This is a genomic window from Maribacter sp. R86514, from assembly GCF_044597005.1.
In the GTDB taxonomy this organism is placed as follows: Bacteria; Bacteroidota; Bacteroidia; order Flavobacteriales; family Flavobacteriaceae; genus Maribacter.
The window spans coordinates 2,292,291-2,304,576 of record NZ_CP138999.1; the positions used below are offsets into that span (position 1 = coordinate 2,292,291).

Here is a 12,286-nt window from a genome sequence, read left to right on the forward strand (position 1 = left end):
ATTACAATTCTTTAGATTCATTATTTTCCTTTTCAAACTGCAAATTAGCTGCTTTATGTATTGCCTTCCTCATGCGGTAATACGTTCCACAACGACAAACATTTATAATATTCTTATCTATATCTTCATCTGTAGGCTTAGGCACCTTATTTAAAAGGGCAGCCGTTGCCATCATAAAACCTGGCTGACAATAGCCACATTGCGGCACAATTTCTTCGATCCAAGCTTGTTGAACAGGGTGAGGGTTTTCTTTGTCTCCCAACCCTTCAATAGTAGTCACTTCTTTACCTTCAGCAAATTTTACAGGATAGGAACATGAACGCACCGCTTCACCATCTACATGTAAGGTACATGCCCCACAAGCCGCTTTTCCACAGCCAAATTTCGTACCTTTTAAGTCTAGCGTATCTCTAACTACCCAAAGTAAAGGCGTATTTTCATCTGCTATATCAACAGTTTTTAATTCACCGTTAACAGTTAAGGAAATTTTCATAAAATTTTATTATTTAGAAGGTATTACCGCCCCGTTAGCAAACCAGTTTTCAACAGCTTTTTTAAAATCTTCTTTAGAAACCGGAGGCAAAGTTCTTTGTTCTCCATTTGCATGAATACCTGGCTCCCATGCCCAAAGCACTAAATCATCTTCGGTCATATGTTCAACAAGTTCCTCATGACTTCTGTTTCCATTGGTGTTTTTATCCAATAAACGTTCTGCAATTTCTTGTCTTGTCAATCCTTCCCACGCCATTGAAGCTGGCGCCAATGCCCAATGTGGTGCACCGGGAACTCCAGAATTTAAATTATTTTCAGATTGATGACAGGTATTACAATTAGTAGCCTCAAAGCCATGGTCATCTTTTCCCCTTGCCATACCAAAATAATGCGGATGACTATCATCGCCTTGCTTTGGGATGTTATCACTAGGATGACAATTCATACAACGCTGATGAGTAAGTACATCCATCATCATATCATAATCATCATTAGAACTTTGAGATTGCTCTTCCAACAATTCATACGCTGAAATTTTGGGCGTATTAGCTAATGTGAACAACAAACCCATGACAGATAATGTTAGAAAAATATAAATTGGTTTTACCTTCATAGTGATTTTTAAAGTGCAAAAAAAAAACATCTAAGCTCCTTGAAGATAGTGAATACTTTACAAAAAAGTTACCCTGTCAAAACATATAATTTTAACAGGGTAAATATTTTATCTAGTTGTTTGGAAGAAAAACTTCTGCCATCATACAGCGAGCACTACCGCCACCGCATGTTTCAATAGTATGTAGAGAGCTATGTAAAATAGCACAGTGATTTTCAATTTGAGCAATTTGTTTTGGTGTTAAACTATGGTAAGCCGCAGAACTCATGACCATATATCGCTTATCATCACTACCCAAAACCTGTAGCATATTACCCGCAAATTGATGCATCTGTTGCTCTGTAATAACAATCACTTCTTTCCCATCTTTTTTAAGATGTTCCAATACATTTTTTCTTTCTTTTTTATCGTCTATTGTATCAGAACAGATGACCACAAAAGTTTCAGCCAAAGCCATCATTACATTCGTATGATAAATAGTCAATCGCTTACCATCAACAGATTGATTAGCCGTAAATATCACGGGAAAGAAATCGAAATCTTCACAAAACTCAATAAACAACTCTTCATCTGCTCGTTCAGATAATGCACAATATGCCTTTTTGTTTACTCTGTCGATTAATATGCTACCGGTACCTTCTAGAAACAATTCTTCTTCTTCAGCAGAAGTATAATCAACGACATCATTGATTTTAAAACCGTTCTGTTCTAAAATCTCAAAAATATCATCTCTACGTTCGTTTCTTCTATTCTCTGCAAACATAGGATAAACACCTACGGTACCGTTGGCATGAAAAGAAATCCAATTATTTGGAAAAACGCTATCTGGAGTATCAGGTTCTTTGGTATCCTGCACAACGATAACATTTACTCCCTTATTTTTTAATACGGATACAAATGCATCGAACTCCTCTTGAGCTTTCTGATTTATTTCTTGATTCTTCATATCAACATCTTCCATAAAGTAGTTATTGACAGCGGTCTGCTCATTCATTCTGAACGACACCGGGCGAATCATCAGTATTGTATTTGTTATTTGCATAGGGGTACTTATTAAATTGTTGTTTGTTGATTTATAAATTATGCTCTAATCAAGGGTAATGTACTACAACGCAATAACCCTTCTTGCTTTGATATTTCAGTATACGGAATTTCCTCTACCGTAAAACCTTGTTCCCGTAACCAATTATTTAAACGTGTAAAGCTTTTTTCAGAAACAACCACATCTGGTGAAATGGAAAATACGTTACTGTACATATGATACATTTCTCTAGCATCAATTTCAAAGATATTTTCCTTTCCAAAAAAATCTACTAACCATTGGTATTCCTCTTCTACTAAAAATCCATTTTTATGAATAATAGCTTTTCCTTTCCCTAAGGGCTGAAAACAGCAATCTAAATGCAATGCGTTTTCTTGAGCAATAGTGTTAGACTTGCGCAATTCAAAAGACTTAATTGTTTTATGCGGAAATTGTTTGGTCAAATATTCAACGGCAGCTTTATTTGTTCTAGCAGTTATGTATGTAGCATAATCAGGCGCCGTATATGTACCTACAAAAATATAATCATTCCAAGGCATAACATCACCACCTTCTACATGAACATCTTCGGGCGGAGTAAGAATTTTATCATCATCTATTTTATCTAAAACATGTAGAATTGCTTCCACTTCTTGCTCTCGATCAGGTAATATATTGGCTTTAATCAATTTATCTTCTATAACAAATGCGATATCTCTAGTAAAAATCTGATTACAATCTTCAAGAATTTCAGGTCTAAATACTTGAACATCATATTTCTCGAATACTTCTTTAAATGCTTCCATTTCAGCAATCATATCGGGTTCAGTTGGGTACGTTCCAGCTTTAATATGTTCTTTTGATTTTGGATCGTAAGCTTCTTCTAAAGTAGGGGTTGGTCCAGAACTTTTAGCTATACCTAGAACAACTGCCTTTAAACGTGAAATTTCATCATTAACATTTAATTGTAGCATATGTATTTATTTAAATCCGAATTAAAATTTGACACAAAAAAAAGCTCCTTTACAATTAAAAGAGCTTTTTGTTTTTTTATTAACGGTAGCAATCTACCTCTTGTCCAGTTCGACAAAAGGTCTTAAGTTTTCACCTACATAAACTTGTCTAGGTCTACCGATAGGCTCACCATTCAATCTCATTTCCCTCCATTGCGCAATCCATCCCGGCAATCTACCCAAGGCGAACATAACCGTAAACATTTCTGTAGGTATGCCTAAAGCCCTATAAATAATACCTGAATAAAAATCTACATTAGGGTATAGTTTTCTATCTACAAAATACTGATCTTCCAATGCTTCTTTCTCTAAACCTTTAGCGATTTCTAGAATAGGATCTTCTATACCTAAATCTGCCAAAACTTCATCAGCCGCAACTTTTATAATCTTTGCACGCGGGTCAAAGTTTTTATAAACTCTGTGACCAAAGCCCATTAGTCTAAAAGGATCTGACTTATCTTTAGCTTTAGCCATATATTTTTTAGTATCACCACCATCTGCTTCGATTGCCTCAAGCATTTCTAAAACCGCTTGGTTGGCACCACCATGTAATGGACCCCAAAGAGCAGAAATACCAGCAGATAAAGATGCAAATAAACCAGCATGAGAAGAGCCTACTATACGTACCGTACTTGTAGAACAGTTTTGCTCATGATCGGCATGTAAAATCAACAACTTATCCAACGCCTCTATTACTACTCTATTCTGCTTATAATCTTGATTAGGACGTTTGAACATCATTTTATGAATGTTCTCTACATAACCTAAACTATCATCACCGTAATCTAATGGAAGACCTTTCTTTTTACGCAAAGTCCAAGCTACAAGAACCGGGAATTTTGCTAGTATACGCACAATTGCATGATACATATCATCATCAGAACTTACATCTACAGTAGAAGGGTTAAATGCGATTAAAGCACTTGTCAAAGATGAAAGAACCCCCATTGGGTGGGCAGATTTTGGAAAACCATCCAATATCTTCTTCATCTCCTCATCTACATGCGATTCGTCTTTTATATCTTTATGAAACTTAGCTAGTTCTTCTTGATTAGGTAGGTTGCCAAATATCAATGCATAAGCAACTTCTAAAAAATCAGCTTTCTCTGCTAATTCTTCAATTGAATAACCTCTGTAACGTAAAATACCTTTTTCGCCATCTAAAAAAGTAATTGCACTTTCACAAGATCCTGTATTTTTAAAACCTGGATCAATAGTTATAATTCCTTTGGTTGCAGAACGCAATGATTTGATATCGATTGCAAGTTCATCTTCGGTTCCCTTAGTAACAGGAAACTCATATTTTTCACCATTATATTCTAAAATAGCTTTGTCTGACATTTTTATTTTTACGTTTTATATACTTCTCGTAAAGTTAACAAAACAGTATTGGTCTACCAATTTCAAAAATCTGTTTTGGGTAAAATTAACAATAAGTACTATGAAAAGCTTTCATTACAACAGATATAGTGACTCGTAATATGAATCTAAAGATTTTTCCCAAGTAAAACGAGCCTTTTTTGCATTGGTCTTGATCTTTTTCCAAGTAGGTTTATCGTTTTCCCAAATAGTTAAGGCTTCATCAAAACTCTTTACCATATTACTAATTTGCTCATCGTATGAATCTCCACTAAAAGCAAAACCTGTTTTTAAGTGTTCCACGGTATCTTTTAATCCGCCCGTATGATGCACCAAACAAGGATTGCCATTTCTCATAGCCAACATTTGACTTATACCGCAGGGCTCAAATAAACTAGGCATAAAATACAGATCTGTTTCTAAATACATAGAGTCTATCAAATCTTCAGATTGCCCGTTAGTGAACACAAAATTTTTATGATGGTAGCTCATATGACGAAAGAATTCCTCATAATCTGGATCCCCAGTGCCCAATAGAATAAATATACCGTCTATCTCATTTAACCTAGCAAGCATTTTTTCAAAAGCTTCAGGAGATCGTTTTAAAAAATAGAATTTCTGTTCTGTTAGTCTAGCTACGCTAGAAACTATAAACTTAGGTCTATTTCCTACAAACTGCATAATCTTCTCACCTGTATGAGCTAAAAAATCAGCTTTATATTTCTTTGAATTTTCTTGAAGCCATCTAAATATAGCTTTAACCGTATTTCTATATAGAAATCCTTTTTCCGCTACTCTTATATTACCATAATTACTAGCATTTAGAATACCGAAAAGACGGCCTTCATTATCTGCTTTCAACAAATCGTTCTCTAGACTTTCACCTCCAATAAATTCTGGTCTTCTACTTGGCAATAGCACATCTTCTTTATAAGATGGCGAAACAGTATGTACCGCATCAGCTAGGCGTATACCTACGGCCATTAGATTGATACAATCTTGATATCTAGAATCCATTAATGCAGCATGATCTAACTGTACTTCTGGAAACCAATTATTTACGGAAGCATAATTATCATAAAAAGGACGAATACCTTGTATAGCCAAATTATGTATGGTATACACATATCTCATCTTTTTTAAATCTTGATAATTTGGATGATATGTTTTAATGAACAAAAGTGTTGCAGAATGCCAATCATGCATATGCACAATATCTAAATCACCAAAAGCTCCAATTTTAATTGCTTCTGCAGTAGCAGTACAAAATATGACAAACTTTATAAAATCATTAAAAAATGGTTCTGTTGGATCGTCGTGATAAATATGAGCTATACCGCCTTCTACAATTTCAGGATGATGTATAACATAATGCGTAATATTCTTATCTACTCTCTTTGGAATAACCTCGTACAATTCTGCCGTATATGGCATACCCCTAAGACTAAACTCGAGCTTTGTCTTAAAAATTCCGTTTTTATGTAATCTAGAGTATGAGGGTACAACTACATGAACTTTATCTTCTCGCTTGGATATTTCTCTAGGGACATCTCTAACAACGTCACCCATTCCACCAGCTTTACAATCAGGAATGGCATCATTCTCTGCGGAAACAAAAAGAAAATTATTCATACGCTAACAAAGAGGGGTTATTATTGATTTATTCTCAAAAGGTAGTTAAAGTTTTGAAGTACGCCAAAAAAAAAAGCCTTTCTCGAAAGAAAGGCTTAATTATATATTTCACTTAGAAATTAATCTAATTTGAAAGCCTTTTCTTGTGGGTAATAAGCTGTGCTTCCTAATTCTTCTTCTATACGAAGTAATTGGTTGTACTTAGCCATACGATCCGATCTTGAAGCTGAACCAGTTTTTATTTGACCTGTATTCAATGCAACAGCTAAATCAGCAATAGTATTATCTTCTGTTTCTCCAGAACGGTGAGACATCACTGAAGTATAACCAGCGTTTTTAGCCATATTTACAGCAGCAATAGTTTCCGTTAAAGTTCCAATTTGGTTTACTTTAATCAATATTGAATTAGCAATACCTTTTTCAATACCTGTAGATAGACGTTCAACATTAGTAACAAATAAATCATCGCCTACTAACTGAACCTTATCACCAATTTTATCGGTCAAAGATTTCCAACCATCCCAATCATTTTCATCCATACCATCTTCAATAGAGATTATAGGATATTTAGCACTTAAATCCGCTAAGTATTGAGCTTGCTCTTCAGATGTTCTAATTACACCCGATTCTCCTTCAAATTTAGTGTAGTCATATTTTCCATCAACAAAGAATTCTGCTGCAGCACAATCTAAAGCGATCATTACATCGTCACCTAAGTTGTAACCTGCATTCTTCACTGCTTTTGCTATAGTATCCAGAGCATCTTCAGTACCTCCTGCAAGGTTTGGAGCAAATCCACCTTCATCACCTACTGCAGTACTAAGACCACGATCGTGTAATACCTTCTTAAGGTTATGAAAAATCTCTGTTCCCATTTGCATTGCATGTGTAAAGCTTTTTGCTTTAACCGGCATTACCATGAACTCTTGAAACGCGATAGGCGCATCTGAGTGAGAACCACCATTTATAATGTTCATCATTGGTACAGGTAACGTATTAGCGCTAACACCACCAATATATCTAAAAAGAGAAAGACCTAATTCATTTGCAGCAGCTTTCGCAGCAGCTAATGAAACACCTAAAATTGCGTTGGCTCCTAATTTAGATTTATTTGGTGTACCATCTAAATCTATCATAGTTTGATCCAAAAGATTTTGATCAAACACACTCATTCCTAAAATTTCTTCAGCTATAATACTGTTTACGTTATCAACAGCTTTACTTACACCTTTACCCATGAAAGATTTACCACCATCACGTAATTCAACAGCTTCATGCTCACCAGTAGAAGCTCCAGAAGGAACCGCAGCTCTACCCATTACACCATTCTCCGTAACTACATCTACTTCAACAGTTGGATTACCTCTAGAATCTAAAATCTGCCTTGCGTGAACATTTAATATAATACTCATTTTAATCTTTTTATATGTTGTTTGTAAGAAGTAAAGATACAAAACAGGGAAATCATTGGGTTTGTTTATACCCAACATTTCCCAATTAATTAATGTTAATTTAAACTATTTCGTTATGTTTTGAACTTTTCTCAATTAATTTGAAAAAATCATCAAAAAGGTAATCAGCATCATGGGGACCCGGACTTGCTTCTGGGTGATATTGCACAGAGAATACATCTTTATTTTTCATACGAATACCAGCAACCGTTTTATCATTAAGATGTGTATGCGTAATTTCTAAAGTCTCATTAGCCTCTGTTTCTTCCCTATTAATTGCAAAGCCGTGGTTTTGAGAAGTAATCTCTCCTTTACCTGTAATCAAATTTAGTATTGGATGATTAATACCCCTATGCCCATTATGCATTTTATAAGTTGAAACTCCGTTTGCCAAAGCTAAAACTTGATGACCTAAACAAATACCGAAAAGAGGCTTATCTGTTTGTATCATTTTTTTAACTGCAGATATGGCATCAACCAAAGGCTCTGGATCACCAGGACCATTAGAGATGAAAAATGCATCAGGATTCCAAGAGGACATTTCTTCAAAACTACTGTTAAAAGGAAACACCTTTACATAAGCTCCACGCTTAACAAGATTTCTTAAAATATTCTTTTTAATACCTATATCAAGTGCTGCAATTTTAAAAGTAGCATTTTCATCACCAACAAAATAGGGCTCTTTTGTAGAAACTTTAGAAGCCAACTCTAGTCCTTCCATACTAGGCACTTCACTTAACTGTTTTTTTAGGTCTTCTATGTTATCTATGTCTGTAGATATTACAGCATTCATTGCTCCATTATCTCTTATATAACTAACTAAGGCACGTGTATCTACATCGGAGATTGCAAATAATTCATTTTTATCTAAAAAACCTTGCAAACTATCATCTGCCAAAGGTCTAGAATATTCATAGCTAAAATTTCTACAAACCAATCCAGATATCTTAATGGACTCAGATTCAACTTCATCTTTATTTACACCATAATTACCAATATGTGCATTGGTAGTTACCATAATTTGTCCAAAATAAGATGGATCAGTAAAAATCTCTTGATAACCTGTCATTCCCGTATTAAAGCATACTTCTCCAAAAGCAGTACCTTCCTTATCTCCAACGGATTTCCCATAAAATATAGTACCATCTGCAAGTAATACTATAGCTTTTCTCTTTGCCTGATATTTCATTTTAGTCTTATAATTTATTCGTTCACAAAAAAACATAAAAAAAAGGATAAGCTAGAAAGCTTATCCTTTTTCCTTATTAATATTTATCGACAATTTTATTCCTTAGAATCATCTGTCTTAGCTTCTGTTTCTGTTTGAGCCTCTTCAACTTTAGTTTCTTTCTCTGCAGAAAACGCAGCAGCATCACTTCCACCTGATCTTCTACTTCTTCTAGTAGATTTCTTCTTAGGCTTACCAGCATTATACAATTCGTTGAAATCAACTAATTCTATCATTGCCATATCAGCGTTATCACCTAAACGATTACCTAATTTGATAATTCTAGTATAACCACCTGGTCTATCTGCAACCTTTTCAGATACTACACTGAACAATTCTGTTACAGCATGCTTATCACGTAGGTTCTTAAAGACGATACGTCTGTTATGAGTACCTTTCTCAGCACTAACATTATTTTCTGCTTTTGATTTTGTAATCAAAGGCTCGATAAATTGCTTTAAAGCTTTGGCTTTAGCAACTGTAGTGTTGATTCTTTTGTGCTCGATCAAAGAACAAGCCATGTTTGCTAACATAGCTTTTCTATGAGCAGTCTTTCTACCTAAGTGGTTAATTTTTTTACCGTGTCTCATGTTTTAATTTTATCATCTTGCTACCAAACTCGACAGAACGAGGAGCAAAATATGATTATTTAATCTTTATCTAATTTGTATTTTGATAAATCCATACCAAAACTTAATCCCTTGTTAATAACAAGTTCTTCAAGTTCAGTTAAAGATTTCTTACCGAAGTTTCTAAACTTCATTAAATCATTCTTATTGAAAGAAACTAAATCTCCCAAAGTATCTACTTCAGCAGCTTTTAAACAGTTTAGAGCACGAACAGAAAGGTCCATATCCACTAATTTAGTTTTCAACAATTGTCTCATGTGTAAAGACTCTTCATCATAAGTCTCAGTCTGAGCAATCTCATCAGCTTCTAGTGTAATACGCTCATCAGAGAATAACATAAAGTGATGTATAAGAACTTTTGCAGCTTCAGTTAAAGCATCTTTTGGATGAATTGATCCATCTGAAGATATTTCAAAAACCAATTTTTCATAATCGGTTTTTTGCTCTACACGAAAGTTCTCAATACTATATTTTACATTCTTAATTGGTGTAAAAATAGAATCAACAGCTATTGTACCTAATGGTGCACCAGATTTCTTATTTTCTTCTGCAGGAACATAACCTCTACCTTTTTCAATAGTTATTTCCATATTGATACTAACTTTAGTATCCATATTACAAAGAACTAAATCTGGATTTAACACTTGATATCCAGAAATAAACTTTTGAAAATCACCAGCGGTTAATTGATTCTTACCACTTACAGAAATTGATACAACTTCGGCTTCAGAATCTTCTATTTGCTTCTTGAAACGAACTTGTTTCAAGTTTAATATAATCTCTGTTACATCTTCAACAACGCCAGGTATGGTAGAAAACTCATGCTCTACCTTATCAATCCTAACCGAAGTAATTGCATGACCCTCTAAAGAAGAAAGCAATACTCGTCTTAATGCATTCCCAACAGTTAATCCATAACCAGGTTCCAAAGGGCGAAATTCGAACTTCCCTTCGAAATCAGAGGAATCGATCATTATTACTTTATCGGGTTTCTGAAAATTAAATAATGCCATAATTGGATCGGTATTGTTTATTTAGAGTATAACTCCACGATTAATTGTTCTTTGATATTTTCTGGAATCTGCAATCTTTCTGGAATACTAACATAAGTACCTTCCTTCTTTTCACTGTTCCAAGAAATCCACTCATATACTGCACTACTAGCAGCTAATGAATCTTGTATACTTTGTAATGATTTAGATTTTTCTCTAACACCAACAACATCACCTGCTTTTAATGAGTAAGAAGGTATATTAACCAACTCTCCATTAACTGTAATATGTCTATGAGAAACTAATTGTCTTGCACCACTTCTAGTTGGAGATATACCCATTCTAAAAACTACATTATCTAGACGAGACTCACATAATTGAAGTAAAATCTCACCAGCAACACCTTCTTTTCTCTTTGCAGTTTGGAATAAGTTTCTAAATTGCTTTTCTAAAATACCGTAAGTATATTTAGCTTTTTGCTTCTCCATTAACTGAACAGAGTACTCAGACTTCTTGCCTCTTCTTCTGTTGTTTCCGTGTTGTCCTGGAGGATAATTCTTTTTTTCGAAAGATTTATCATCTCCGAAAATTGCTTCGCCGAATTTACGAGCGATTTTTGATTTTGGTCCTGTATATCTTGCCATTTTCTTTTAATTTGAAAGTGAGATTATGAATTAAGGCTTATCCTTCGATAATCGTAACTACACTTTCGGTGAAATATAATAGTAATTAATTAAACTCTTCTTCTCTTAGGAGGTCTACATCCGTTGTGAGGCATTGGAGTAACATCGATAATCTCAGTTACTTCGATACCAGCATTATGTAAAGATCTGATTGCAGATTCTCTACCATTACCTGGACCTTTTACGTATACCTTAACTTTTCTTAAACCTGCTTCATGAGCAACTTTAGAACAATCTTCTGCAGCAACTTGTGCAGCATAAGGTGTGTTTTTCTTAGACCCTCTAAAACCTAATTTACCGGCAGATGACCAAGAAATAACATCTCCCTTTTTATTTGTCAAAGAGATAATGATATTGTTGAAAGATGCACTTATGTGCGCCTCACCTACAGAATCAACTATAACTTTACGTTTCTTGGTAACTTTAGTATTTGCCTTTGCCATACCTAATTATTATTTAGTTGCTTTCTTCTTGTTAGCAACTGTTTTACGCTTTCCTTTTCTAGTTCTAGAGTTGTTTTTGGTACGTTGACCTCTTAAAGGCAAACCTGACCTGTGACGAATACCTCTATAACAGCCAATATCCATTAAACGCTTAATGTTCAACTGAGTCTCTGAACGTAACTCACCTTCAATAGTAAATTCAGAAACAGCTTCCCTGATACGACCTATTTCATCATCATTCCAATCAGAAACCTTAGTATCTTCGCTAACTTGGGCTTTACTCAATATTTCTTGTGACCTACTTCTTCCAATTCCGAAAATATAGGTTAAGGCGATAACGCCTCTCTTTTGTTTTGGTATATCTATACCTGCGATTCTTGCCATAATTACCCTTGTCTTTGTTTAAATCTAGGATTCTTTTTGTTGATTACGTACAACCTGCCTTTTCTGCGAACAATCTTGCAGTCGGCACTTCTCTTCTTAACTGATGCTCTTACTTTCATCTTGTATCTTAGTATCTATATGTAATTCTTGCTTTAGTAAGGTCATATGGACTCATCTCCAATTTAACCTTATCTCCAGGTAATAGTTTAATATAGTGCATACGCATCTTACCTGATATATGCGCTGTTACCACATGTCCATTCTCCAATTCTACACGAAACATTGCATTTGATAATGCTTCAATGATAGATCCATCTTGTTCTATTGCTGCCTGCTTAGCCATAAA

Annotated in this window: 15 protein-coding genes; all 15 read right to left on the reverse strand. The window is 34.6% G+C overall.

Annotated features, from left to right (window positions below):
• Position 1: 1 nt before the first annotated feature.
• Entirely contained in the window at positions 2-493 is a 492-nt protein-coding gene (locus SJY30_RS10055) for a (2Fe-2S)-binding protein (protein ID WP_396632086.1), read from the reverse strand.
• Between the two features lie 9 nt (positions 494-502).
• Entirely contained in the window at positions 503-1,105 is a 603-nt protein-coding gene (locus tag SJY30_RS10060) for a hypothetical protein (protein WP_396632087.1), read from the reverse strand.
• A 112-nt stretch (positions 1,106-1,217) separates the two neighbouring features.
• Positions 1,218-2,147 (reverse strand): citrulline utilization hydrolase CtlX, encoded by a 930-nt coding sequence (gene ctlX / locus SJY30_RS10065; protein WP_396632088.1) that lies wholly within the window; start codon positions 2,145-2,147, stop codon positions 1,218-1,220.
• Between the two features lie 38 nt (positions 2,148-2,185).
• Complete coding sequence (locus tag SJY30_RS10070) at positions 2,186-3,100, reverse strand: dimethylarginine dimethylaminohydrolase family protein (RefSeq protein WP_396632089.1); 915 nt, start codon at positions 3,098-3,100, stop codon at positions 2,186-2,188.
• Positions 3,101-3,193: 93 nt separating this feature from the next.
• Positions 3,194-4,480: a citrate synthase gene (locus SJY30_RS10075; protein WP_396632090.1), complete on the reverse strand. Its 1,287-nt coding sequence runs from the start codon at positions 4,478-4,480 to the stop codon at positions 3,194-3,196.
• Positions 4,481-4,594: 114 nt separating this feature from the next.
• Positions 4,595-6,130, reverse strand: coding sequence for a glycogen synthase (locus tag SJY30_RS10080; RefSeq protein WP_396632091.1), 1,536 nt, complete (start codon positions 6,128-6,130; stop codon positions 4,595-4,597).
• 119 nt (positions 6,131-6,249) lie between these two features.
• The gene (eno, locus tag SJY30_RS10085; protein WP_036157781.1) at positions 6,250-7,542 is read right to left on the reverse strand and encodes a phosphopyruvate hydratase; all 1,293 of its coding nucleotides are present in this window, start codon (positions 7,540-7,542) and stop codon (positions 6,250-6,252) included.
• A 100-nt stretch (positions 7,543-7,642) separates the two neighbouring features.
• Positions 7,643-8,770, reverse strand: coding sequence for a glutamine-hydrolyzing carbamoyl-phosphate synthase small subunit (gene carA / locus SJY30_RS10090; RefSeq protein ID WP_396632092.1), 1,128 nt, complete (start codon positions 8,768-8,770; stop codon positions 7,643-7,645).
• Between the two features lie 95 nt (positions 8,771-8,865).
• Positions 8,866-9,399, reverse strand: coding sequence for a 50S ribosomal protein L17 (gene rplQ / locus SJY30_RS10095; protein ID WP_396632093.1), 534 nt, complete (start codon positions 9,397-9,399; stop codon positions 8,866-8,868).
• A 59-nt stretch (positions 9,400-9,458) separates the two neighbouring features.
• Positions 9,459-10,451: a DNA-directed RNA polymerase subunit alpha gene (locus tag SJY30_RS10100; RefSeq protein WP_396632094.1), complete on the reverse strand. Its 993-nt coding sequence runs from the start codon at positions 10,449-10,451 to the stop codon at positions 9,459-9,461.
• Between the two features lie 17 nt (positions 10,452-10,468).
• Entirely contained in the window at positions 10,469-11,074 is a 606-nt protein-coding gene (rpsD, locus tag SJY30_RS10105) for a 30S ribosomal protein S4 (RefSeq protein WP_396632095.1), read from the reverse strand.
• An 89-nt stretch (positions 11,075-11,163) separates the two neighbouring features.
• Positions 11,164-11,556, reverse strand: a complete 393-nt coding sequence (gene rpsK, locus SJY30_RS10110) for a 30S ribosomal protein S11 (protein ID WP_036152169.1) — start codon at positions 11,554-11,556, stop codon at positions 11,164-11,166.
• Positions 11,557-11,565: 9 nt separating this feature from the next.
• Positions 11,566-11,940, reverse strand: coding sequence for a 30S ribosomal protein S13 (gene rpsM / locus SJY30_RS10115; protein ID WP_036152167.1), 375 nt, complete (start codon positions 11,938-11,940; stop codon positions 11,566-11,568).
• 2 nt (positions 11,941-11,942) lie between these two features.
• On the reverse strand, positions 11,943-12,059 hold the full coding sequence (gene ykgO, locus SJY30_RS10120) for a type B 50S ribosomal protein L36 (protein ID WP_013305171.1): 117 nt from the start codon (positions 12,057-12,059) through the stop codon (positions 11,943-11,945).
• Between the two features lie 8 nt (positions 12,060-12,067).
• The gene (gene infA, locus SJY30_RS10125) at positions 12,068-12,283 is read right to left on the reverse strand and encodes a translation initiation factor IF-1 (RefSeq protein WP_013305172.1); all 216 of its coding nucleotides are present in this window, start codon (positions 12,281-12,283) and stop codon (positions 12,068-12,070) included.
• Between the last annotated feature and the right edge of the window lie 3 nt (positions 12,284-12,286).